This is a genomic window from Pseudomonas graminis (assembly GCF_900111735.1).
GTDB classification, from domain to species: domain Bacteria; phylum Pseudomonadota; class Gammaproteobacteria; order Pseudomonadales; family Pseudomonadaceae; genus Aquipseudomonas; species Aquipseudomonas graminis.
In genome coordinates, this window is sequence record NZ_FOHW01000008.1 from 1 (window position 1) to 23,402 (window position 23,402).

Annotated in this window: 19 protein-coding genes; 13 read left to right on the plus strand and 6 right to left on the minus strand. The window is 60.8% G+C overall.

Translation table 11 applies throughout. From position 1 onward, the window contains the following. Positions 1-265 precede the first annotated feature (265 nt). The 3 genes from BMY98_RS08020 to rloA are packed head-to-tail and all read right to left on the minus strand — an operon-like array spanning position 266 to position 3,364. On the minus strand, positions 266-1,234 hold the full coding sequence (locus BMY98_RS08020; protein WP_175514153.1) for an alpha-L-glutamate ligase-like protein: 969 nt from the start codon (positions 1,232-1,234) through the stop codon (positions 266-268). After that, entirely contained in the window at positions 1,234-2,784 is a 1,551-nt protein-coding gene (gene rloB, locus BMY98_RS08025; protein WP_074887109.1) for an osmotic stress tolerance membrane protein RloB, read from the minus strand. The genes BMY98_RS08020 and rloB overlap by 1 nt, the downstream gene beginning before the upstream one ends. Before the next feature lie 4 nt (positions 2,785-2,788). Beyond that, positions 2,789-3,364 carry a retropepsin-like aspartic peptidase RloA gene (gene rloA / locus BMY98_RS08030; RefSeq protein WP_083398746.1) on the minus strand — a complete coding sequence of 192 codons (576 nt, stop codon included), beginning with the start codon at positions 3,362-3,364 and terminating at the stop codon, positions 2,789-2,791. A 293-nt stretch (positions 3,365-3,657) separates the two neighbouring features. On the opposite strand from rloA, the gene BMY98_RS08035 reads away from it, so the two are divergent. From BMY98_RS08035 to prpF, 5 genes are all read left to right on the plus strand, one after another. Beyond that, complete coding sequence (locus BMY98_RS08035) at positions 3,658-4,365, plus strand: GntR family transcriptional regulator (protein ID WP_074887115.1); 708 nt, start codon at positions 3,658-3,660, stop codon at positions 4,363-4,365. Further along, complete coding sequence (prpB, locus tag BMY98_RS08040) at positions 4,362-5,252, plus strand: methylisocitrate lyase (RefSeq protein ID WP_074887119.1); 891 nt, start codon at positions 4,362-4,364, stop codon at positions 5,250-5,252. The genes BMY98_RS08035 and prpB overlap by 4 nt, the downstream gene beginning before the upstream one ends. A gap of 166 nt (positions 5,253-5,418) precedes the next feature. Next, positions 5,419-6,546 carry a bifunctional 2-methylcitrate synthase/citrate synthase gene (gene prpC, locus BMY98_RS08045; RefSeq protein WP_074887122.1) on the plus strand — a complete coding sequence of 376 codons (1,128 nt, stop codon included), beginning with the start codon at positions 5,419-5,421 and terminating at the stop codon, positions 6,544-6,546. A gap of 197 nt (positions 6,547-6,743) precedes the next feature. After that, positions 6,744-9,338, plus strand: coding sequence for a Fe/S-dependent 2-methylisocitrate dehydratase AcnD (gene acnD / locus BMY98_RS08050; protein WP_074887125.1), 2,595 nt, complete (start codon positions 6,744-6,746; stop codon positions 9,336-9,338). A gap of 51 nt (positions 9,339-9,389) precedes the next feature. Further along, the gene (gene prpF, locus BMY98_RS08055) at positions 9,390-10,580 is read left to right on the plus strand and encodes a 2-methylaconitate cis-trans isomerase PrpF (RefSeq protein WP_074887128.1); all 1,191 of its coding nucleotides are present in this window, start codon (positions 9,390-9,392) and stop codon (positions 10,578-10,580) included. 63 nt (positions 10,581-10,643) lie between these two features. Here prpF and ppsR read toward each other — a convergent pair whose 3' ends face one another. After that, positions 10,644-11,462: a posphoenolpyruvate synthetase regulatory kinase/phosphorylase PpsR gene (ppsR, locus tag BMY98_RS08060; protein ID WP_074887131.1), complete on the minus strand. Its 819-nt coding sequence runs from the start codon at positions 11,460-11,462 to the stop codon at positions 10,644-10,646. Between the two features lie 150 nt (positions 11,463-11,612). Between ppsR and ppsA the strand changes: the two genes are divergently transcribed. The 8 genes from ppsA (at position 11,613) to BMY98_RS08100 (ending at position 19,935) form a co-directional block, all read left to right on the plus strand. After that, positions 11,613-13,988, plus strand: coding sequence for a phosphoenolpyruvate synthase (gene ppsA, locus BMY98_RS08065; protein ID WP_074887134.1), 2,376 nt, complete (start codon positions 11,613-11,615; stop codon positions 13,986-13,988). Positions 13,989-14,159: 171 nt separating this feature from the next. After that, positions 14,160-15,152, plus strand: a complete 993-nt coding sequence (locus tag BMY98_RS08070; RefSeq protein ID WP_074887136.1) for an alpha/beta fold hydrolase — start codon at positions 14,160-14,162, stop codon at positions 15,150-15,152. Between the two features lie 242 nt (positions 15,153-15,394). After that, positions 15,395-15,883, plus strand: coding sequence for a ribonuclease E activity regulator RraA (gene rraA, locus BMY98_RS08075; protein WP_074887138.1), 489 nt, complete (start codon positions 15,395-15,397; stop codon positions 15,881-15,883). Positions 15,884-15,934: 51 nt separating this feature from the next. Beyond that, positions 15,935-16,930 carry a zinc transporter ZntB gene (locus BMY98_RS08080; RefSeq protein ID WP_074887141.1) on the plus strand — a complete coding sequence of 332 codons (996 nt, stop codon included), beginning with the start codon at positions 15,935-15,937 and terminating at the stop codon, positions 16,928-16,930. A gap of 86 nt (positions 16,931-17,016) precedes the next feature. Further along, a complete protein-coding gene (locus tag BMY98_RS08085; protein WP_074887145.1) occupies positions 17,017-17,286 on the plus strand; it encodes a CrfX protein in 270 nt (89 codons plus the stop codon). Between the two features lie 2 nt (positions 17,287-17,288). Then, positions 17,289-18,113 carry a mechanosensitive ion channel family protein gene (locus BMY98_RS08090; protein ID WP_074887148.1) on the plus strand — a complete coding sequence of 275 codons (825 nt, stop codon included), beginning with the start codon at positions 17,289-17,291 and terminating at the stop codon, positions 18,111-18,113. A gap of 89 nt (positions 18,114-18,202) precedes the next feature. Then, complete coding sequence (sigX, locus tag BMY98_RS08095; protein WP_074887153.1) at positions 18,203-18,793, plus strand: RNA polymerase sigma factor SigX; 591 nt, start codon at positions 18,203-18,205, stop codon at positions 18,791-18,793. Positions 18,794-18,900: 107 nt separating this feature from the next. Then, positions 18,901-19,935 (plus strand): OmpA family protein, encoded by a 1,035-nt coding sequence (locus BMY98_RS08100; protein WP_065988496.1) that lies wholly within the window; start codon positions 18,901-18,903, stop codon positions 19,933-19,935. Positions 19,936-20,097: 162 nt separating this feature from the next. On the opposite strand, the gene BMY98_RS08105 is transcribed toward BMY98_RS08100, so the two are convergent. Together BMY98_RS08105 and BMY98_RS08110 are read right to left on the minus strand one after the other, a co-directional pair. After that, positions 20,098-21,750, minus strand: a complete 1,653-nt coding sequence (locus tag BMY98_RS08105; protein ID WP_074887507.1) for a bifunctional protein-serine/threonine kinase/phosphatase — start codon at positions 21,748-21,750, stop codon at positions 20,098-20,100. Positions 21,751-21,801: 51 nt separating this feature from the next. After that, a complete protein-coding gene (locus BMY98_RS08110) occupies positions 21,802-23,013 on the minus strand; it encodes a nitrate/nitrite transporter (protein WP_074887156.1) in 1,212 nt (403 codons plus the stop codon). Between the last annotated feature and the right edge of the window lie 389 nt (positions 23,014-23,402).

Here is a 23,402-nt window from a genome sequence, read left to right on the forward strand (position 1 = left end):
TCTAGTAGGACCGGCTTCAGCCGGGAAGGGGCCGGTGTGAACGCCATCAGATTTGCGGAGTGACGCCTGACGTCTTCCCGGCTAAAGCCGGTCCCGCAGTCGAGGTCCAGGCAGTCCCACAGTTGAGGTCCAGGCAGTCCCTCAGTCGGCATTTCAGCCAATTCCATTGACTGCACGCGGTATCGAGTGGGACCGGCTTCAGCCGGGAAGGGGCCGGTATGATCGACATCAGTTTATCGGCGAACACTGATCAATGGACAAAACCTCAAACGTGCCCGAACAAGCCCTGGGCAAACTTGACCCGCTCTTCCGGGCTTTCCTGAACACCTTCCGCTGCCAGCTCTTCGAGCCGCTTCTCCACCGCCACAGTCCGGTGAGTCAGCCCGCAGTCATTGGCGATCTGAATGTTCAGCCCCGGCCGGGCATTCAGCTCCAGGATCAACGGCCCGCGGTCCTGATCCAGCACCATGTCGACGCCGATATAACCCAGGCCGCACAGCTCGTAGCACTCTGCCGCGAGCTTCATGAAGCCGTCCCAATTCGGCAGTTGCACGCCATCCACCGCGTTGGTGGTGTCGGGGTGCTTGCTGATGATGTTGTTCAGCCAGGTGCCGCGCAGGGTCAGGCCGGTCGCCAGATCGACGCCAACTCCGATGGCGCCCTGGTGCAGGTTGGCCTTGCCGCCTGACTGCCGTGTGGGGAGGCGCAGCATGGCCATCACCGGGTACCCCATCAGCACGATCACGCGAATGTCCGGAACGCCCTCGTAACTGATGCTCTTGAAGATCTGATCCGGTGTGACCCGGTATTCGATCAGCGCGCGATCGCGATGGCCGCCGAGGGAATACAGCCCGGTGAGAATGCTGGAAATCTGATGCTCGATTTCGTCGTGGCTGATGATGCGCCCGGAAATCGTACGGAAGCGCTCTTCGAAACGGTCGGCTATGACCAGAATGCCGTCGCCGCCCGCGCCCTTGGCGGGCTTGACGACGAAGTCGCTGCGACCGCCGATGATCGTCTCGAGCTTGTCGATTTCCTTTTCGGTGGAAATGATCCCGTACAGCTCGGGCACATGAATGCCCGCCGCGATCGCCCGCTCCTTGGTGATGATCTTGTCATCGACGATGGGGTAGAGGCTGCGCTTGTTGTACTTGAGCACGTAGTCGGCGTTACGCCGGTTGATGCCCATGATCCCCTTGGCTTCCAGCGCCTTCCAGGTTTTCCACCAGCCGATCATTTGTGGTTTTCCCGCTCGGCGTCTTCTTTAAGGAAGGCCTTGAAGCGGACCAGTTCGGTCAGCCGATAACCGCGATAACGCCCCATCGCCAGCATGAAGCCCACCAGGATCAACAGGATCGCCGGGAAGGTGAACACGAAGTAGATGAACTCCGGGATGCTCATGATGATGTGCGCCAGAGACGCCGCGAACAGCGTGCCGATGGCGACTTTCATCGCATGGCCGCCGCCGCGTTCTTCCCAGGTGATCGACAGGCGTTCGATGGTCATGGTCAGAATCACCATCGGGAACAGCGCCACCGAAAGCCCGCGCTCAAGGCCCAGCTTGTGGCTGAACAGGCTGATGGCGGCGATCAGTACCACCACGAACGTCAGCACCACCGACAGCCTCGGCAGCATTTGCAGCTTGAGGTGTTCCAAGTACGAGCGCAGGGACAGGCCCAGCGCGGTGATGATGGTAAACAGCACGATGCCGAAGCCCAGCTGGGTCTCGCGGAACGCCAGCGCGATCAGCACCGGGGTGAAGGTCCCGAGCGTCTGCAGGCCCACCAGATTGCGCAGGATCAGGATCACCAGGACGCCGATCGGGATCATCACCATGATCATGAAGGTCTGCTGGGTTTGCAGCGGCAAGCTGTACAGCGAGTATTCGAGGAAATCGGCGTCGGTGCTTTCATCGGTCAGCTTGGCCAGACGAATCGCGTTCATCTCGCTGTTGTTCAGGCTGAAACTCACGGTGGCCTTCTTGCCACCCTCAACGGAGATCAGATTGTCGTTGCCGATCCACCACAGCAGGCGGTCCTGGGGCAGACCCGCTTCGCCGGTTTCCGGATTGAAATACAGCCATTCCTTGCCATTGAAGCTGCGCAGCCACAGTTCGGGTGACTGCGGCTGGTCGGCCACAAGGCGAATGGTGTGGGCTTTCTCCACCGGCACGTGGGCGATGGACAGCAAGGTTTCGGTGATCCGTGCCTTGTTCTGCACAGACGTATCGCCGGCCAGCAGCAGCTTGACGTTGTCGTCGCTCAGATTGTTGACACGCTTGATGGCTTCGCTGACGAAGGTTTCAACGTCGGCAGAATGCTGCCGGATCGGCGCAAGCAGGGCGTCGGCGGCGATTTTTTCCGGGCCTTCGACGACGATACTGTCGCGGAAGATCGGCCCTTTGATCTTGGCTTTCTCGCCGCTGTAGCGCTTGGTCAACACCAGCCGGTAGTACAGCGTCTGGTTGCCGTTGGCCCGGCGCGCGGACCAGGTGACCTTGCGGTTACCGTCGGCGCGGTTGACGTTCACGCCATAGTTGTTGGAGATAAAGCTTTCATTGAGGCTGATGTAATCGCGCGAAAGGGGCGGCACGTACATCTGCACCTTGACCGTGTCTTTCGGGTTGGCGACGAACTCGACCTTGGCGTCGATGTTCCACAGGTCGTCGGTTTCGTCTTCGGTCACCGGGATGCCGAGCACCAATATCTGATAAGCCGTAATCGCGATGCCCAGCGTGACGAGGGTCGCGATCAGGATCTTCAGATGGAGGGTAAGAGAGCGCATGTCGTTACTCTGCGGTTGGAGCATTGACGCAGGCAGGCTTGCCCGCTGCGTATTTCAGGCTTGGATCGACCAGCGCGTCGAAGTGCTTGAGGGCTTCGGAGCCAATCAAAAGCGGGTATTGGAATGCGCTGCGGTCGGTCAAGTTCACTTCTATGGTGCGCAGCGCCGCGCCCATGCAGACATCCAGGCTGATGACCGGGCGGGCGGTGTATTTCTTGTCGTCATCGGCATCAATGTCGCCCGCGCGGCGCTTGATCTTGCTGACCCGCGCCAGGGGGCGTTCGATGGGGTGTTCGTGGGCGTCGTCGATGGCCAGGTAAAAACGTACCCAGGAGTCGCCATTGCGCTTGAAGCGTTTGATGTCGCGAGCGCTGAGGGAGGCGGTTTTGGCGCCGGTGTCCAGTTTGGCGGCGACCTGCAGGTCGATGTCGGCCAGCTCGGCGTATTCGTTCAGGCCATACACGGTCTTTTCAGCGGCCAGGGCCATTCCGGGCAGAAAAAGCCCGGAAAGAAAAAGTCCGGGCAGAAAGAAGCCTGGCACGTACAGGGATAAAAGGAAGAGAAGAGGGTGGCGGCTCATAAGTCCAGGCGCGATAAAAAGTGAAAGAGCTGCTTTGACGTCGAAATGGGGATTTGGTTTGACCCAGGGTGCCGCTCCTGCAGAAGCCGCCTGCGCGCGTGGGCGGTCTGAGGCGGCCGGCATTCTAGCATGAAGCTTTTATGGCGCGAGCGAAGGGCGGCGGGGATACGTGCTGTCAGACACTTCGTCAAAATGAGTCGCTATTAGACGATTGTCGACAATCACCCATTTAGCTTTGACGGATCCGGCTTGTTTAGCTAAATTTGCTGGTATTCAGTCAACAGGTGTCAACAATGTTGGATGCCGCAGAAACCCTGCCTGCCCCGTCGGTCGATGCAGAGACGCTGTCCGAGAACGTCTTTCGCCGTATACAGGCGGCCATCGTCAAAGGCGACATCGCCCCCGGCAGCAAGATCTCCGAGCCCGAGCTGGCGCGCACCTACGGCATCAGCCGCGGGCCGTTGCGCGAGGCCATTCACCGGCTCGAAGGCCAGCGCCTGTTGGTGCGCGTTCCCCACGTTGGCGCTCGCGTGGTTTCCCTGAGCCATGCCGAGCTGGTTGAGCTGTACGAAATTCGCGAATCCCTGGAAGGGATGGCCTGTCGCCTGGCCGCCGAGCGCATGACCGTCGAAGAAGTCGATGACCTGCGCCGCGTGCTGGAAACTCACGAACGCGACAGCGCCTTTCAGGCCGGCGTCGGCTATTACCAGCAGGAAGGCGACTTCGACTTTCATTACCGGATTATCCAGGGCGCGCGCAACAGCACGCTGACCCAGATGCTCTGCGATGACCTGTATCAACTGGTGCGCATGTACCGCATCCAGTTCTCGACGACGCCCAATCGTCCGCGCCAGGCGTTTGCCGAGCATCACCGGATTCTCGATGCCATCGCCGAGCGTGACGGTGAGCTGGCCGAGCTGTTGATGCGCCGACACATCGCCGCGTCCAAACGCAACATTGAGCAGCGCTTTCAAGCTGCAACTGCCCGAGGTGAACAATGACCACAAGAACCACTCCTGGCCAACGCTTCCGTGACGCTGTCGCCAGCGAACATCCGCTGCAGGTGGTCGGCACGATTAACGCCAACCACGCGCTGCTGGCGCAACGGGCCGGCTTCAAGGCGATTTACCTGTCCGGCGGCGGTGTCGCGGCGGGTTCGCTCGGCGTGCCGGACCTCGGCATTACCGGCCTGGATGACGTGCTCACCGACGTACGCCGCATCACCGACGTCTGCGACCTGCCGCTCCTGGTAGACGTCGACACCGGCTTCGGTGCCTCGGCGTTCAACGTGGCGCGCACCGTTAAGTCGATGATCAAGTTCGGCGCTGCGGCGATGCACATCGAAGACCAGGTTGGCGCCAAGCGCTGCGGTCACCGGCCCGGCAAGGAAATTGTCTCGCAGCAGGAGATGGTCGATCGCATCAAGGCCGCGGTCGATGCGCGAACCGACGACAGTTTCGTGATCATGGCGCGCACCGATGCGCTGGCGGTGGAAGGCCTGGAATCAGCGCTGGATCGCGCCGCCGCGTGCATCGAGGCGGGTGCAGACATGGTCTTCCCGGAAGCGATCACCGAGCTTGAGATGTACAAGTTGTTTGCTTCGCGGGTGAAGGCGCCAATCCTGGCGAACATCACCGAATTCGGCTCGACGCCGCTGTTTACCACCGACGAGCTGAAGTCCGCCGAGGTGGCGCTGGTGCTCTATCCGCTGTCGGCGTTCCGGGCGATGAACAAGGCCGCGGAAAACGTCTACACCGCGATTCGTCGCGACGGCACCCAGAAGAATGTCATCGACACCATGCAAACCCGGATGGAGTTGTACGAGCGCATCGACTACCACGCTTTCGAGCAGAAGCTCGATGCATTGTTTGCCCAAAAGAAAGGCTGATCACGGCCCATCGCAGGAGCGCGCTTGCCCGCGAATGCATTCTTCCAGCTGACCTTACAGGTGCTGACACGACGCTTTCGCGGGCAAGCGCGCTCCTACAGATAAAGCATTTTGCGTACTGGAAAGAATTGCCGATTCCCACACAACTACAAGACTGGAGACAGTAATGGCTGAAGCAAAAGTATTGAGCGGCGCAGGCCTGCGAGGCCAGGTGGCCGGGCAGACCGCGTTGTCCACCGTGGGCCAGGCCGGCGCCGGGCTGACCTACCGCGGTTATGACGTGCGTGAACTCGCCGCCGACGCCCGATTCGAAGAAGTCGCGTACCTGCTGTTGTACGGTGAACTGCCGACCCAGGCGCAACTCGACGGCTACCTGAAGAAACTCCAGGGCCTGCGTGACCTGCCCCAGGCGCTGAAAGAAGTGCTCGAGCGCATTCCCGCCGACACCCACCCCATGGACGTCATGCGCACCGGCTGCTCGATGCTCGGCAATCTCGAGCCCGAAGCCAGCTTCGCTCAGCAGCTCGATTCCACCGACCGGCTGCTTGCCGCGTTCCCGGCGATCATGTGCTACTGGTACCGCTTCAGCCACGAAGGCAAGCGCATCGACTGCGTCACCGACGAGGTGTCCATTGCCGGGCATTTCCTGAAACTGCTGCTGGACAAGGCGCCCAGCGAACTGCACCGCAAGGTCATGGACGTGTCGCTGATTCTCTACGCCGAGCACGAATTCAACGCCTCGACCTTCACCGCCAGGGTTTGCGCATCGACCCTGTCCGACCTGTTTTCCTGCATCACGGCGGCCATCGGCACCCTGCGCGGGCCTTTGCACGGCGGCGCCAACGAAGCGGCGATGGAGATGATCCAGAAATTCGCCTCCGCTGAAGAAGCGACGAAGGGCACCCTGGCGATGCTGGAGCGCAAGGACAAGATCATGGGCTTCGGTCACGCGATCTATAAGGACAACGACCCGCGCAACGAGGTGATCAAGGGCTGGTCGAAAAAGCTCGCGGAGGAGGTAGGCGACACGGTGCTGTTCCCGGTCTCCGAAGCCATCGACAAGACCATGTGGGAGCAGAAGAAGCTGTTCCCCAACGCCGACTTCTACCACGCTTCGGCGTACCACTTCATGGGCATCCCGACCAAGCTGTTCACCCCGATCTTCGTCTGCTCGCGCCTGACCGGCTGGGCCTCCCACGTGTTCGAACAGCGCGCCAACAACCGCATCATCCGACCGAGCGCCGAATACATCGGCGTCGAACAGCGCAAATTCGTGCCCATCGAACAGCGCTGATGGGGCGGGCAGGGGCCCACTGGCTGAAAGCTGAGCCCTGTAGGAGTGAGCTTGCTCGCGAAGACTGAGTGACATTCAACGTTGACATTGACTGACCCAGCGCCTTCGCGAGCAAGCTCGCTCCCACGGATCGGGTACTCAAGTCAAAGCCGGTGCATTTCCCCGCCTTTTGAAACTACCGTGATCGAGTCCTGACGATGAACACTGAATACCGCAAATCGCTGCCCGGCACTGCGCTGGATTACTTCGACGCCCAGGCGGCAGTCGATGGGATCAAGCCCGGCGCCTATGCCACGCTGCCGTACACCTCCCGCGTGCTCGCCGAAAACCTGGTGCGCCGTTGCCATCCGACGACGCTGACGGCCTCACTCACGCAGTTGATCGAACGCAAGCGTGATCTCGATTTCCCGTGGTTTCCGGCCCGGGTGGTCTGCCACGACATTCTCGGCCAGACCGCGCTGGTTGACCTCGCCGGCTTGCGCGACGCGATCGCCGACATGGGCGGCGACCCCGCCCAAGTCAATCCGGTGGTGCCGGTGCAGTTGATCGTCGACCACTCGCTGGCCGTTGAATGCGGTGGCTACGACCCGGATGCCTTCACCAAGAACCGGGCGATTGAAGACCGTCGCAACGAGGATCGCTTCCACTTCATCAACTGGACCAAGCAGGCGTTCAAGAACGTCGAAGTGATCCCGCCGGGCAACGGCATCATGCATCAGATCAATCTGGAGCGAATGTCACCGGTGATCCAGACGCTGAACGGCGTCGCCTTCCCCGATACCCTGGTTGGCACCGACAGCCACACCCCTCACGTGGATGCGCTGGGCGTCATCGCCATCGGCGTCGGCGGCCTGGAAGCCGAGAACGTCATGCTCGGCCGTGCCTCGTGGATGCGCCTGCCGGACATCATCGGCGTCGAACTGTCGGGCCGTCCGCAGCCGGGCATTACCGCCACCGATGTGGTGCTGGCACTCACCGAATACCTGCGTCAGCAAAAGGTCGTCGGCGCGTACCTTGAGTTCTATGGCGAGGGCGCCCGCGCGCTGACCCTTGGCGACCGCGCGACCATTTCAAACATGGCCCCCGAATACGGGGCGACGGCGGCCATGTTCAGCATCGATCAACAGACCATCGACTACCTCAGGCTGACCGGTCGCGAAGACCAGCAAGTGCAGCTGGTTGAAACCTTCGCCCGCCACACCGGGCTCTGGGCCGATAGCCTGGTCACCGCCGAATACGAGCGCGTGCTGCGTTTCGACCTGTCCAGCGTGGTGCGCAACATGGCCGGGCCGTCCAACCCCCATGCGCGGGTGGCGACCGCTGATCTCGCGGCCAAAGGCATCGCGGCGGCCTGGGAAGAGACTCCGGGCGAAATGCCGGACGGCGCGGTCATCATCGCTGCCATCACCAGTTGCACCAATACCAGCAACCCGCGCAACGTCATTGCCGCAGGGTTGCTGGCGCGCAACGCCAATCGTCTGGGCCTGACGCGCAAACCCTGGGTCAAATCGTCCCTGGCGCCCGGCTCGAAAACCGTCGCGCTGTACCTCGACGAAGCGGGTCTGACCACTGAGCTGGAGCAACTGGGTTTCGGCATCGTCGCGTTCGCCTGCACCACCTGCAACGGCATGTCCGGCGCGCTGGACCCCGTGATCCAGCAGGAAATCATCGACCGCGACCTTTACGCCACGGCGGTATTGTCGGGCAACCGCAACTTCGACGGACGCATTCATCCTTACGCCAAGCAGGCCTTTCTCGCCTCGCCACCGCTGGTGGTGGCCTACGCCATCGCCGGAACGATCCGCTTCGATATAGAGAAGGACGTGCTGGGCCTCGGCCCCAATGGCGAAGAGATCCGCTTGAAAGACCTCTGGCCAAGCGACGCCGAGATCGATCAGGTGGTGAAAGCTTCGGTCAAACCGGAGCAGTTCCGCCAGGTGTACATCCCGATGTTCGCCATCCACGAAGACACCGGCCCGAAAGTCGCGCCGCTGTACGACTGGCGCCCGATGAGCACCTACATTCGCCGCCCGCCGTACTGGGAAGGTGCCCTGGCCGGCGAGCGAACCCTGCGCGGCATGCGTCCGCTGGCGGTGCTGCCGGACAACATCACCACCGATCACTTGTCGCCGTCGAACGCGATCATGCTCGACAGCGCGGCCGGCGAATACTTGGAAAAAATGGGCCTGCCGGAAGAGGACTTCAACTCCTACGCCACCCATCGCGGCGATCACCTGACGGCCCAGCGCGCCACGTTCGCCAACCCCAAGCTGTTCAATGAAATGGTGGTGGAGAACGGCAAGGTCAAGCAGGGTTCCTACGCGCGGATCGAGCCGGAAGGCCAGGTCACGCGGATGTGGGAGGCCATCGAAACCTACATGGCGCGCAAGCAGCCACTGATCATCATTGCCGGCGCCGATTACGGCCAGGGTTCGTCCCGGGACTGGGCCGCCAAGGGCGTGCGTCTGGCGGGTGTCGAAGTCATCGTCGCCGAAGGCTTCGAACGCATCCACCGCACCAATCTGGTGGGCATGGGCGTGCTGCCGCTGGAATTCAAACCGGGCACCAATCGCCTGACCCTGGGTATCGACGGCAGTGAAACCTACGACGTGATCGGCTCGCGCACCCCGGGCGCCACGCTGACGCTGATCATCCAGCGCAAGAATGGCGAGCGTGTGGAGGTGCCGGTGATCTGCCGTCTCGACACAGGGGAAGAGGTGTTGATCTACGAGGCAGGCGGCGTGCTGCAACGCTTCGCCCAGGACTTCCTAGAATCCTCGGCCGTCGCCTGAGCCGCCGCGCGCGCTATATGACGCGCGCTCTATATAAAAAGGAACAGTTCCATGGCTTCCGCAGCACAGATCAAGATTCCCGCGACGTACATGCGTGGCGGCACCAGCAAGGGCGTATTTTTCCTCCGGGACGACTTGCCCGGAGTCGCGCAAACCCCCGGCGCGGCCCGTGACGCCTTGCTGCTGCGGGTGATCGGCAGCCCTGACCCGTACGCCAAGCAGATCGATGGCATGGGCGGCGCGACGTCGAGCACCAGCAAAACAGTGATTTTGTCGAAAAGCGAGAAAGCCGATCACGACGTCGATTACCTATTCGGCCAGGTGGCCATCGACAAGCCCTTCGTCGACTGGAGCGGCAATTGCGGCAACCTGTCAGCGGCGGTCGGCCCGTTCGCAATCAGCAACGGTCTGGTTGACCCGGGGCGCATTCCGCAGAACGGCGTGGCGGTGGTGCGTATCTGGCAGGCCAACATCGGCAAAACCATCATCGCTCACGTGCCGATGACTGACGGCGCGGTGCAGGAAACCGGCGATTTCGAGCTTGACGGCGTGACCTTTCCGGCGGCCGAAGTGCAGCTGGAGTTCATGGACCCGGCGGCGGACGAGGAGGGCGCAGGCGGCTCGATGTTCCCCACCGGCAATCTGGTGGACGAGCTTGAGGTGCCGGGCGTCGGGACGTTCAAGGCGACGATGATCAATGCCGGCATCCCGACGATCTTCGTCAACGCCCAGGACATCGGCTACACCGGCAGCGAACTGCAGGACGCAATCAACAGCGATCCGAAGGCCTTGAGCATGTTCGAAACGATCCGGGCCCATGGCGCCGTGCGCATGGGGCTGATCGGCACGGTCGAGGAGGCCGCGATGCGTCAGCACACGCCTAAAGTGGCGTTCGTGGCCGCGCCCGCTGAATACCTGTCTTCCAGCGGCAAGCGGGTCACGACGGAGGACACCGATCTGTTGGTGCGCGCCATGTCCATGGGCAAGCTGCACCACGCGATGATGGGCACGGCGGCAGTGGCCATCGGCACAGCGGCGGCGATTCCGGGCACGCTGGTCAACCTGGCAGCGGGCGGGGGCGAGCGCAGTGCCGTGCGCTTCGGCCACCCCTCCGGGACCTTACGCGTCGGCGCTGAAGCGGTATTGGTCGACGGCGAATGGCAAGTCAAAAAAGCCATCATGAGCCGCAGCGCGCGGGTCTTGATGGAAGGCTGGGTGCGCGTGCCGGGTGACAGCTTCTGAACGGAGCGCATGGCCTGCTCCGGCCAACTTGCAGCTTGCAGCTTCAAATTTGCCGCTGCGCAGCTACTTAAACCGCCGCTCGACCCCTTTCTCCACCAGTACCTTCGCCGAGATTTCCTCGACCGAGAAATGCGTGGAGTTGATGTGCGGGATGTTTTCGCGGCGGAACAAGCCCTCGACTTCGCGCACCTCGAACTCGCATTGGGCGTAACTGGCATAGCGGCTGTTGGGTTTGCGCTCGTGGCGAATCGCGGTCAGGCGGTCAGGGTCGATGGTCAGGCCGAACAGCTTGTCCCGGTGCAGTTTCAGCGCGGCAGGCAACTGCAGACGCTCCATGTCGTCTTCGGTCAGCGGGTAATTGGCCGCACGGATGCCGAACTGCATGGCCATGTACAGGCAGGTCGGGGTTTTGCCGCACCGCGACACGCCGACCAGGATGATGTCGGCCTTGTCGTAATAATGGGTCCTGGCGCCGTCGTCGTTGTCCAGGGCAAAGTTCACTGCCTCGATCCGCTCCATGTAGTTGGAGTTGTGCCCGATGGAGTGGGATTTCCCCACCGAGTAGGACGAGTGTGAACTAAGCTCCAGCTCCAGCGGGGCGAGGAAGGTCGAGAAGATATCGATCATGAAGCCGTCGGAGGTCGCGAGAATCTCGCGGATATCCTGATTGACGATGGTGTCGAAAATGATCGGACGCGCTTCGTCCTTCTCGGCGGCCTTGTTGATTTGCTGCACCATCGCCCGGGCCTTCTCGACACTGTCGATATAGGGCCGCGTGAACTTGTTGAATGTAATATTTTCAAATTGCGCCAGCAGACTCTGGCCAAGGGTTTCGGCGGTGATGCCGGTGCCATCGGAGATGAAAAAAGCGGATCGTTTCATTTGCGCCCCGGGGCCTTAAGCTGAAGACAATTTGTGGATATGATAGGCCGGCTTGCGGGCCATGACTGGCCGCATTCTACCTGTTTTCAATCGCCGCGATTCCCGCACCAAAAGCGTTCCCAACAATAACCGGTTAGTGGAGAGATCACCTTGGTAGAGTACGTAGTTTCCCTCGATAAGCTCGGCAAACATGATGTTGAGCACGTGGGGGGCAAGAACGCATCCCTCGGCGAGATGATCAGCAACCTGGCGGGCGCAGGCGTGTCCGTTCCCGGTGGTTTTGCCACTACCGCTCAGGCCTACCGTGATTTTCTTGAGCAGAGTGGCCTGAACGATCAGATCCATCAGGCCCTCGACGCTCTGGATGTCGACGACGTCAACGAGCTGGCCAGAACCGGCGCGAAGATTCGTCAGTGGATCATGGAGGCTGAATTCCCCGAGAAGCTCAACGCCGAAATCCGTACCGCCTTTGCCGAGCTCTCGGCGGGCAATCCGGACATCGCCGTTGCCGTGCGCTCTTCCGCCACCGCAGAAGACTTGCCCGACGCCTCCTTCGCCGGCCAGCAGGAAACCTTCCTGAATATTCGTGGCGTCGAAAACGTGATCCGCGCGGCCAAAGAAGTCTTCGCGTCGCTGTTCAACGACCGCGCCATTTCCTACCGCGTGCATCAGGGTTTCGACCACAAACTGGTGGCGCTTTCCGCTGGCGTGCAGCGCATGGTGCGTTCTGAAACCGGCACCGCCGGCGTCATGTTCACCCTGGACACCGAATCCGGTTTCCGCGATGTGGTGTTCATCACCGGCGCCTACGGCCTGGGCGAGACCGTCGTTCAGGGCGCGGTCAACCCGGACGAATTCTACGTTCACAAAAACACCCTTGAAGCCGGTCGCCCGGCGATCCTGCGCCGCAACCTCGGCAGCAAGGCGATCAAGATGATCTACGGCGAAGAAGCCAAGGCCGGCAAATCGGTCAAGACCATCGACGTCGACCTGGCTGACCGCGCGCGTTTCTGCCTCAGCGACGAGGAAGTCAGCAACCTGGCACGCCAGGCGATGATCATCGAAAAGCACTACCAGTGCCCGATGGACATCGAGTGGGCCAAAGACGGCGATGACGGCAAGCTGTACATCGTGCAGGCGCGTCCTGAAACCGTAAAAAGCCGGACCTCGTCCAATGTCATGGAACGCTACCTGCTGAAAGAGAAGGGCACCGTTCTGGTGGAAGGCCGCGCCATCGGCCAGCGCATCGGCGCCGGCAAGGTGCGGATCATCAAGGACGTGTCCGAGATGGACAAGGTTCAGCCCGGCGACGTGCTGGTCTCCGACATGACCGACCCGGACTGGGAACCGGTCATGAAACGCGCCAGCGCCATCGTCACCAACCGCGGCGGTCGCACCTGCCACGCCGCGATCATCGCTCGCGAGCTGGGCATCCCGGCGGTAGTGGGTTGCGGCAACGCCACCGAGCTGTTGCAGGAAGGTCAGGGCGTCACCGTGTCCTGCGCCGAGGGCGACACCGGTTACATCTTCGAGGGCGAACTGGGCTTCGACATCAAGCAGAACTCTGTCGATGCCATGCCTGACCTGCCGTTCAAAATCATGATGAACGTCGGCAACCCTGATCGCGCCTTTGATTTTGCTCAGCTGCCCAACGCCGGCATCGGCCTGGCGCGTCTGGAATTCATCATCAACCGCATGATCGGCGTGCACCCCAAGGCGCTGCTGAACTACGCCAACCTGCCTCAGGACATCAAGGAAAGCGTCGACAAGCGCATCGCCGGTTACGACGATCCGGTCGGGTTCTATGTCGAGAAGCTGGTTGAAGGCATCAGCACCCTGGCGGCGGCGTTCTCGCCCAAGAAAGTCATCGTGCGCCTCTCGGACTTCAAGTCCAACGAATACGCCAACCTCATCGGCGGCAAGCTGTACGAGCCGGAAGAAGAGAACCCGATGCTGGGCTTCCGTGGCGCGTCCCGTTACATCAGCGAAAACTTCCGCGACTGTTTCGAACTGGAGTGCCGCGCCCTCAAGCGTGTACGCAACGAGATGGGCCTGACCAACGTCGAGATCATGGTGCCCTTCGTCCGCACCCTGGGCGAGGCGAGTCAGGTCATCGACCTGCTCGCCGAAAACGGTCTGGCCCGTGGCGAGAACGGTTTGCGCGTGATCATGATGTGCGAATTGCCGTCCAACGCCCTGATGGCCGATGAATTCCTCGAATTCTTCGACGGATTCTCCATTGGTTCCAACGACCTGACCCAGCTGACTTTGGGCCTGGACCGTGACTCCGGAATTATCGCCCACCTGTTCGACGAGCGTAATCCTGCGGTCAAGAAGCTGCTGTCCTACGCCATTCAGGCCTGTAACAAGGCCGGCAAGTACATCGGCATCTGCGGTCAGGGCCCGTCCGATCACCCGGATCTGGCGCGCTGGTTGATGGAGCAGGGCATCGAAAGCGTTTCCCTCAATCCTGATTCGGTACTGGAGACCTGGTTCTTCCTGTCCGAAGAGGACGCTCCAACCTGATGCAGATCGAGTAAGATGCCGGCCCGTTTCCATGGGCCGGTTTCCCGAGAGGGCGGTTTTTAACGAATCCGCCCTTTTTTGTGGGTGATTTTCAGCGCGCTGGCAGCGTCAATCTGCTGTTCCGGCGATAGGCCAGCCCCTAATCTTTCAAGAGCGTCCAGCAAAAGCACCATGCAAAGCAGCAGTCATCTCTTCCCCGTGGCCTTGATCAGTGCCGAGCGTCGTGGCGACCTGACCGAGGACGTCTACCGTTTGAAGCCCGGCAACAGCCCGGATTTCACTGTCGAAATCGCCGTGACCCGGCTGGGGCTTGTGTCGGCTCCGGATGCCCGAGGCGTGCCGGTGGTGCTGCTGCACGGCAGCTTTTCCAATCGACGGTTCTGGTATTCCCCCAAAGGCATCGGCCTGGGCGCCTATCTGGCCCGTGCCGGGTTCGATGTGTGGATCCCGGAAATGCGCGGGCATGGTTTGTCGGCGCGCAACAGTGCGTACAAGACCAACGGCGTGGCCGATTACGCGCGCTTTGATTTGCCGGCCATCGCTGCGTTCGTGCGCGAGCAGACCGGCGAGGCACCCCACTGGATCGGCCACTCCCTGGGCGGCACAACCCTCGCCGCGGCATTGGGCGGGCAGTATCTGACGGCGGACGCCGCCGCGTCGGTGGCGCTGTTCGGCAGTCAGGTCACCCGCAGCCACTGGCCGCTGAAACTGCCGCCGCTGCAATGGACCGCACGGCTGCTGCTCAAGCGCTTCGAGCACGTTTCGGGCCCGCGTTTCAAGCGCGGCCCGGAAGACGAACCCATGGGCGTCGTTCTGGAAAGCATGCGCTGGCATGGCCTGTTCGGCGGTTTCGGGCACAAGAAGGATGACTGGTGGGCCGGGCTGCAACAGGTCACGGTTCCGCTGCTGTGCGTGGCCGGCGCTGGCGATCATCAGGACCCGGAATGGGCCTGCCGCGAGCTCTTCGAGCGGTTCGGCAGCGACCACAAGGCGTTTCTCGTCCTGGGCCGTGAACACGGCTTCAGCGAAGACTTCGGCCACGTGCCGATGCTGGTCAGCAAAGCTGCGCAAACCCAGGTGTGGCCGCGCGTGGCGGACTGGCTGAACCGCCATGTTCCCGTGGTAAAGGCTGAATCAACGCTGAACATGATGGCAACTCCCTGATTGTCACCGGCGCAGCCATTCCTTGGGCGCCAACTTGGCGATAAGCTGCACCCATTCCCGACACCGGAGCCGAACGGCAGGTGGCGACTCGTTGGTCAGATTTTTCGGATCTGCGTGAGGTGCTATATAAGGATGCAATGTGCGTGGCGCGTCGGTTGTTAAAGCAGGCCGTCTATTCTCGTAGCTGTCTATCCTATTAGCTGTCTACCCTCATCACAGAGCTTTCCTGACAGGAGTTACCCATGCATTACATCACCCCGGACTTGTGCGACGCCTACCCTGAGCTGGTTCAGGTCGTAGAACCGATGTTCAGTAACTTTGGTGGCCGTGATTCATTCGGCGGCGAGATCGTCACGCTCAAGTGCTTTGAAGACAATTCACTGGTGCGCGAGCAGGCCGACCAGCCCGGGCAAGGCAAAGTATTGGTGGTGGATGGCGGAGGCTCACTGCGCTGCGCGTTGCTCGGCGACATGATTGCGGAAAAGGCCGCGAAAAATGGTTGGGAGGGCATGGTGATTTTTGGCTGCGTGCGCGACGTCGATGTTCTGGCACAGACCGATCTCGGTGTGCAGGCTTTGGCCAGTCACCCGCTCAAGACCGAGAAGCGCGGCCTGGGAGAACTGAACAAGGTAGTGACCTTCGGTGGTGTGACGTTCAAGCCGGGCGAATTCATCTATGCCGACAACAACGGCATCATCGTATCGCCCAGCGCACTGAAGATGCCGGACTGACCGGCCTTATTATTCTTCACACGGCGACCGATTCACTCAGTAAGGACATGAATGTTCGACGAAACAAACGCGCAGTGGGGGCTGGTTCATGCCCTCGTTCTGGACGGAAAGGGCGGGGCGCGTTCAATCCCCCCAACTGCACTGGATGGTCTGCAGCTGGAGCCCCACGAAAGTGTGTGGCTCCATTGGGACCGTAGCCATCCGCAGACCCAGACGTGGTTACGCAAGACCAGCGGGCTCAGTGAGTTCGTCTGTGACCTGATGCTGGAAGAGAACACCCGGCCGCGGCTGCTGGCCTTGCCGGACGACGAATTGCTGTTGTTTCTGCGCGGGATCAACCTGAACCCTGGCGCAGAGCCTGAGGACATGGTGTCGGTGCGGATTTTTGCTGCCGCCCAGCGGGTTATCTCCTTGCGCCTTCGTTCGCTGCGGGCAACCGACGAACTGATCGCGTCATTGAATGAAGGCAAGGGCCCGAAAACAGCCTCGGAATTGCTGCTGTATCTGGCTCAGTTTCTCACCGACAAGGTTCAGGCGGTGGTCAGCGAGCTGACGGAACTGGTCGATGACATGGAAGAACGCATAGATGCCGACGAACGGTATCTGCCCGAGCACGGCAACATGGTTCACATCCGCAGGCGTGCGGCGGGGCTGCGCCGATTTCTGGCGCCTCAGCGCGAAATCTACGCCCAGCTGACGCGCAGCAAGATGCCGTGGTTCGTGGAGGACGATGCCGATTACTGGAACGAATTGAACAACAGCCTGACCCGTTATCTCGAAGAGCTGGAATTGACCAAAGAGCGCGTGGGGCTTGCGCTTGAGGCCGAAGACAGGCGTCGCAACGAGCGCATGAACAGGACCATCTATCGGTTTGGGGTCATCACTGGCATCTTCCTGCCGATGAGCTTCCTGACAGGTTTGTTGGGCATTAACGTGGGCGGTATCCCGGGATCGGAAAATCCCTACGGATTTGTGTACGCCTGCCTGTTGATACTGGTCGTCGCGGTGGGGCAAATGTGGTTGTTCAAGCGATTGCGCTGGGTGTGAGTGTAAAAAAACGGAAGGCGCGCACGAGTGTCGTGTGACTCCAGCAGAATTGGCTGCGTCTTTCAGTGACATTGCGTGAGGTGCCTATGCACGACCCGTTTGAAGAATCACTGCGCGACATGCTCAACGCTTCGTCCAGCAGCCGGGACGATGATGCCGTTCTGGGCCGAGTGTTGAAGACCGCCAACCGTCAGGTGGGCGCCGGTGATCTGTTCAGTCTTCTGGGTCGTTGCACACAGGCGTTGATGATTGCCGTGAATAACGGCTCCGCTCACGTTTCACCTGTTTCCCGCCGCAAGGCGACCGGTTCCGGTACTACGTTTGCCGGGACCGCTGCAAAAGACAAGGCTGATTGAATATGGAATTGGATCTCTGGACGCAGAGCCTGGTTACTGCAATGACTGCGTTGTGGACCAAAGTCGCGAACTTCATTCCGAATCTGTTCGGCGCGCTGGTGGTCGTGCTTCTGGGTTTCGTGGTGGCGAAGCTGCTCGACACCCTGCTTTCCAAGCTGTTGGCCAAACTCGGTCTGGACCGCCTGATGGGCGGCACCGGTTTGACCAAGCTGATCAGCCGCGCGGGCATTCAGGTCCCGATTTCGACGCTGATCGGCAAGATCGTCTACTGGTTCGTGCTGTTGATTTTTCTGGTGTCGGCGGCAGAATCGCTGGGGCTGGAGCGGGTTTCCGCGACGCTGGACATGCTGGCGCTGTACCTGCCGAAGGTTTTTGGCGCCGCGCTGGTGTTGCTGGTCGGGGTCTTGCTGGCGCAGTTGGTCAACGGTATCGTTCGCGGCGCTGCCGAAGGGGTAGGGCTGGATTACTCGGCCGGCCTGGGGCGAATCGCCCAGTGGCTGGTGATCATCATCAGTATTTCGGTGGCGATCAGTCAGCTGGAGGTCAAGACCGACCTGCTGAACCATGTAATTGTTATCGGATTGATTACCGTTGGTCTGGCAGTCGCGCTGGCAATGGGCCTGGGAAGCCGCGAAATCGCGAGCCAGATCCTGGCAGGAATTTATGTACGTGAGTTGTACCAGGTAGGGCAACAAGTGTGTGTGGGTGAGGTCGAAGGGCAGATCGAAGAAATTGGCACGGTGAAGACCACCCTGCTGACCGAGGAAGGCGAGTTGGTGTCTTTGTCCAACCGGATCCTCCTCGAGCAGCGAGTGAGCAGCCGTTGAGCCGGCGAATCTGCTAATGTATGCCGCCGCAAAACCCGGGCGATTCCCGGGCGCGGCGGACATCTACCCGACTGTCGGCACGACTTGTTTTGAATAACGTTCAATCGCCCTCTCTGCGCTACGACCCACGCGAGCTCTCCGACGAGGAGCTGGTTGAGCGTTCGCACGCCGAGCTGTTTCACGTAACGCGGGCGTACGAAGAATTGATGCGTCGGTACCAGCGGACACTTTTTAACGTCTGCGCGCGGTATCTGGGGAACGATCGCGATGCTGATGATGTCTGTCAGGAAGTGATGCTTAAGGTGTTGTATGGCTTGAAGAACTTCGAGGGTAAATCGAAGTTCAAGACCTGGCTCTACAGCATCACGTACAACGAATGCATCACGCAGTACAGGAAGGAGCGGCGAAAGCGTCGGTTGCTGGACGCTTTGAGTCTTGACCCCCTCGAGGAAGCGTCGGAAGAAAAGACGCCAAAACCAGAAGAAAAGGGCGGGCTTGATCGTTGGCTTGTGCATGTGAACCCGATCGACAGGGAAATTCTGGTGCTACGATTTGTCGCAGAGCTGGAATTTCAGGAGATCGCAGACATCATGCACATGGGCCTGAGTGCCACGAAAATGCGTTACAAACGGGCACTTGATAAATTACGTGAGAAATTTGCAGGCGTTACCGAAACTTAACTCGGTGCAAATATCTCTAACGAGCAGGCAAGTTCTGATAGACTTGCCGACGAGTTGTCTCTCGCTAAGGGGGACTGCTTTACAATCACCAGATGGGGATTTAACGGATGAAACTGAAAAACACCTTGGGCTTGGCCATTGGTACTATTGTTGCCGCAACTTCGTTCGGCGCTCTGGCTCAAGGCCAAGGCGCAGTCGAAATCGAAGGCTTCGCCAAGAAAGAACAGTTCGACAGCGCTCGTAACTTCAAAAACGACGGCAACCTGTTCGGCGGTTCTGTTGGCTACTTCCTGACCGACGACGTTGAATTGCGTCTGGGCTATGACGAAGTGCACAACGTCCGTAGCGACAATGGCCAGAACATCAAGGGCGCGAACACCGCTCTGGACGCTCTGTACCACTTCAACAACCCGGGCGACATGCTGCGTCCGTACGTCTCGGCTGGTTTCTCCGATCAGAGCATCGATCAGAACGGCAGCAACGGTCGTAACCGCTCCACCTTCGCCAACATCGGCGGCGGTGCCAAGCTGTACTTCACCGACAACTTCTATGCCCGTGCTGGCGTTGAAGCTCAGTACAACATCGACCAGGGCGACACCGAGTGGGCGCCAAGCGTCGGTATCGGTGTGAACTTCGGCGGCGGTTCGAAGAAAGTTGAAGCTGCACCGGCTCCAGTAGCTGAAGTGTGCTCCGACAGCGACAACGACGGCGTTTGCGACAACGTTGACAAGTGCCCTGACACCCCTGCAAACGTGACTGTCGACGCTAACGGCTGCCCAGCTGTTGCTGAAGTTGTTCGTGTTGAGCTGGACGTTAAATTCGACTTCAACAAGTCGGTTGTGAAGCCAAACAGCTACGGTGACATCAAGAACCTGGCTGACTTCATGAAGCAGTACCCACAGACCACCACCACTGTTGAAGGTCACACTGACTCCGTCGGTCCTGACGCTTACAACCAGAAGCTGTCCGAGCGTCGTGCAAACGCCGTTAAGCAAGTTCTGGTTAACCAGTACGGTGTTGGCGCTAACCGCGTAAACTCGGTTGGCTACGGTGAATCCCGCCCAGTTGCTGACAACGCAACTGACGCTGGCCGCGCTGTAAACCGTCGCGTAGAAGCACAAGTAGAAGCCCAAGCTAAGTAATTAGCCTCGCTTCACGAAAAACCCGGCTTAGGCCGGGTTTTTCTTTGCCTGCGATTTGACCCTCTGCAACCCTCGGTGAGTCGCTGTCTGGCGGACTAAGCCAAGCGACCGGGATGAACCTGGATCCATTCAGGCAAGTACCCTCGAACGACTAAGTCCACACTAGTGGTTGAGCAGCAACACCCACAAAACCAGATTGATCAGCAGCGACACCAAGGCAACTGTGCGCCAGACCTTCAGCGGCTCGCGCTCCAGCAGCGGCGCCGTACGGGTGTTCAGCGGGGAAAGTTCGCCCTGTTGAAAGTGTACAAGCCAGTGCTCGGCAGTCTCGAAGCGCTTCAGCGGATCAGCCTGCAAGGCGCGTTGCAGATGCTGTTCCAGCCACTCCGGCACATCGGGTCGGTAACGACTGACCGGCAGCGGCTGGCCGAAACGGCGGCGCTGGAAGGGTTCGATCTCGCCATAGGGATAGTGGCCGGTCAGCAGGAAGTACAGCGTGATGCTGGCCGCATATAGATCAAAGTCAGGGCTGGGTTCTGCGCCTTCGAAGGCTTCAGGGGCCATGAAGCTGGGCGTGCCGGGCACGTCGCCGCTTTGATCCGCTGACAGGCCCGGGCTGTAGGCGAGCCCGAAATCCAGAATGCGCAAACCTCCCGCCTTCTCGATCAACAGATTGTCCGGCTTGATGTCTCGATGAATGATATTGCGCCGGTGCAGCAGACCAACGCCAGCGATCAGTTCCCGGGCCAGACTCAGCCACGGCGACAGCGCCATTGGCCCCTCCTGATCGAAGATTTCAGCCAGGGTCTGGCCTGAATACTCGCGCATCACGTAGTACAGATGCTGGCGCTGGCCGAGGGGGTGCACCTCTGGAACGAAGCGACCCGCGACGCGACGCAGAAACCATTCTTCCAGCAGCAACGCCTCCGCCGCGCCGGCCTCGTCAAGGCGTGAGGGCGGCAGCGTCTTCAATAGCCATGGTTGCTGTTGGCCGTCGCGTACGCGATACATCAGGGACTGCCGCGAGTCGCTCAAACGTGTCTCGACCTGCCAGCCTTCAAACGTCTGGCCTGCCTTGAGAAAGGGTGGGACGGGCCATTGCTGAAGTTGCAGCAGCGTTTCGCCCAGGCTGTCCGAGCCCAACTGATCGACCTGTATGAGCAAGGCGCTTGCGTTATCGGCGCTGCCTGACAGATGCGCAGCGTTGACCAGCGTTCGGACAGCCGTGTCCAGATCTGCCTGTTCGTTGAGAATCGAGGCGATTCGTTGATCGCCCAACGTTGCCCACACACCGTCGCTGACCAGCAGCAAACGCTCGTCCTGGCGCAGTTCGCCGTCCAGATAATCCATGACCACGTATTGATCCAGACCCAGTGCGCGTTTCAGCACGTGCTGCATGTCCGGCTGTTCCCATACGTGGTCCTGGCTGATTCGCTGGAGCAGGCCTGAGTGCGATCGGTACACGCGGCAGTCGCCGACATGGGCCAGGGTGAAACGACGCCCGCGCAGGACCAGCGCACTGAGTGTGGTCAACAAGCCGTTGGCGAGCAGCCAGCGATTCTGTGCCAGCAGCAGGCGGTCGAGGGCCTGGGCGACGCTCCAGGTTTCCGGCGTCGCGTAGTAGTCCATCGCCAGCGCCTGAAGGGTGGCCCTGGATGCCAGTCCGCCATCGGCACATTGACTGACCCCGTCGGCGAGGGCGAACAGGTGACCCTTGCTGGCGGCCAGCGCCGGAGCAGGGGTGACCACGCGAAGGGCGTCCTGATTCTCGGCCCGCGGCCCGGTCGCGCTGAACTCGGCCACGCGCAGTTGCAGGCCGGTCGCAGTGGGCGCGACCGGCGTCAGCGGCTGATTGACGCTCACGGCCTAGACACGGGCGGCGGTGACGGCCGCCGAGCCCCAAGTGGTTCTCCAGCGACGCTTGACGTTCATCAGGCCGAACCAGGCCAGCACGCCAAGAAACGCAAACAGCCACAGGCCCAGTTGGTACTCGCCGGTGTTCTGCTTGATCGCGCCGAGCCCGGCGGCCAGCAGGAAACCACCGATGCCGCCGGCCATGCCGATGAGGCCGGTCATGACGCCGATTTCTTTGCGAAAGCGTTGCGGTACCAGCTGGAACACCGCGCCGTTACCAGCGCCGAGGCCGAGCATCGCCGCGACGAACAGCGCCAGCGCGGCCCAGGAGCTGGGCAGGTTGAAACCGACGGCGGCGATGCAGATCGCCGCGACGGCGTACATGCCGGACAGCGTGCGGATGCCGCCGAAGCGATCGGCGAGGGCGCCGCCCAGTGGTCGCATCATGCTGCCGCCAAAGACGCAGGCGGCGGTGTAGTAACCCGCGGTCACCGGGCTCAGGCCGTATTGATCGTTGAAATAGCCGGGCAATGCGCTGGCCAGGCCGATGAAGCCGCCGAAGGTCACGCTGTAGAAGAACATGAACCACCAGCTGTCGCGGTCGCCCAGGGCTTTGAAATAGTCAGCCATGGATTTGGCTTTGGGGCGTTCCGGAGCGTTTTTTGCCATCAGCGAGAAGGCGATGAGGGTCAGCAGCAGCGGCGCCACGGCAAAGCCGAACACGTTGTTCCAGCCGAAGCTGGCGGCGAGCACCGGTGCGATCAGTGCCGCGAACACAGTGCCGGAGTTGCCGGCGCCGGCGATGCCCATGGCTTTGCCCTGATGCTGCGGCGGGTACCACTGCGAAGCCAACGGCAGCGCCACGGCGAACGAGGCGCCGGCCATGCCGAGGAACACGCCCAGCAACAGCGCCTGTTCGTAACTGTGAATGCCCAACTGCCAAGCGACGAGCAGCGCGGCGATGACGATAACCTGGCCGATGATCCCGGCAGTCTTGGGCGACAACTGGTCGGCGAGCATGCCCATGATGAAGCGCAGCACTGCACCCGCGAGAATCGGCGTCGCCACCATCAGGCCGCGTTGTTGAGTGGTCAGGTGCAGGTCGGCGGCAATCTGCACGGCCATCGGGCCGAGCAGGTACCAGACCATGAAGCTCAGGTCGAAATACAGGAACGCTGCGAACAGTGTCGGTTTATGGCCGGCTTTCCAGAAACTCGTGTTCATCTAACACCTCATCTGCAGGGATTGGTGATCGGTGGAGGTGTTGCTCGCACCGCTACGGTTCAGGTCATGCAGGCGAAGCACCAGACCGGCGCTCCACCTGCCTTGACGTGTTCAAGGCAAAAACGAAAAAACGCCGCAGCCCTGTGCGCTTGCGCGAAGGGGTGCGACGTCTTTGTCGTGAGTGGGCAACCGCCGTTGGCTACCTGTGAGGTGTATCTAGCAATACATGGGCCAAATGCGCGCCAGTCTCCGGGTTAGGATGAATCCGGCAGGCCCTGGGCATTTTTCGTAGGAGCCGGCTTGCTGGCGAAGGCAGTGGGTCAGCAGCGCAGTCGTCAGCTGACACAATGGGTTCGTCCGATGCCGGCCCGCAGCAAGCCGGCTCCTGC

Bases quoted from the DNA above. Each gene is read 5' to 3' on its own strand.
- rloB (WP_074887109.1), bottom strand. From the start codon at position 2,784: ATGCGCTCTCTTACCCTCCATCTGAAGATCCTGATCGCGACCCTCGTC.
- rloA (WP_083398746.1), bottom strand. From the start codon at position 3,364: ATGAGCCGCCACCCTCTTCTCTTCCTTTTATCCCTGTACGTGCCAGGC.
- BMY98_RS08035 (WP_074887115.1), top strand. From the start codon at position 3,658: ATGTTGGATGCCGCAGAAACCCTGCCTGCCCCGTCGGTCGATGCAGAG.
- prpB (WP_074887119.1), top strand. From the start codon at position 4,362: ATGACCACAAGAACCACTCCTGGCCAACGCTTCCGTGACGCTGTCGCC.
- prpC (WP_074887122.1), top strand. From the start codon at position 5,419: ATGGCTGAAGCAAAAGTATTGAGCGGCGCAGGCCTGCGAGGCCAGGTG.
- acnD (WP_074887125.1), top strand. From the start codon at position 6,744: ATGAACACTGAATACCGCAAATCGCTGCCCGGCACTGCGCTGGATTAC.
- prpF (WP_074887128.1), top strand. From the start codon at position 9,390: ATGGCTTCCGCAGCACAGATCAAGATTCCCGCGACGTACATGCGTGGC.
- ppsR (WP_074887131.1), bottom strand. From the start codon at position 11,462: ATGAAACGATCCGCTTTTTTCATCTCCGATGGCACCGGCATCACCGCC.
- BMY98_RS08070 (WP_074887136.1), top strand. From the start codon at position 14,160: ATGCAAAGCAGCAGTCATCTCTTCCCCGTGGCCTTGATCAGTGCCGAG.
- rraA (WP_074887138.1), top strand. From the start codon at position 15,395: ATGCATTACATCACCCCGGACTTGTGCGACGCCTACCCTGAGCTGGTT.
- BMY98_RS08080 (WP_074887141.1), top strand. From the start codon at position 15,935: ATGTTCGACGAAACAAACGCGCAGTGGGGGCTGGTTCATGCCCTCGTT.
- BMY98_RS08085 (WP_074887145.1), top strand. From the start codon at position 17,017: ATGCACGACCCGTTTGAAGAATCACTGCGCGACATGCTCAACGCTTCG.
- BMY98_RS08090 (WP_074887148.1), top strand. From the start codon at position 17,289: ATGGAATTGGATCTCTGGACGCAGAGCCTGGTTACTGCAATGACTGCG.
- BMY98_RS08100 (WP_065988496.1), top strand. From the start codon at position 18,901: ATGAAACTGAAAAACACCTTGGGCTTGGCCATTGGTACTATTGTTGCC.
- BMY98_RS08110 (WP_074887156.1), bottom strand. From the start codon at position 23,013: ATGAACACGAGTTTCTGGAAAGCCGGCCATAAACCGACACTGTTCGCA.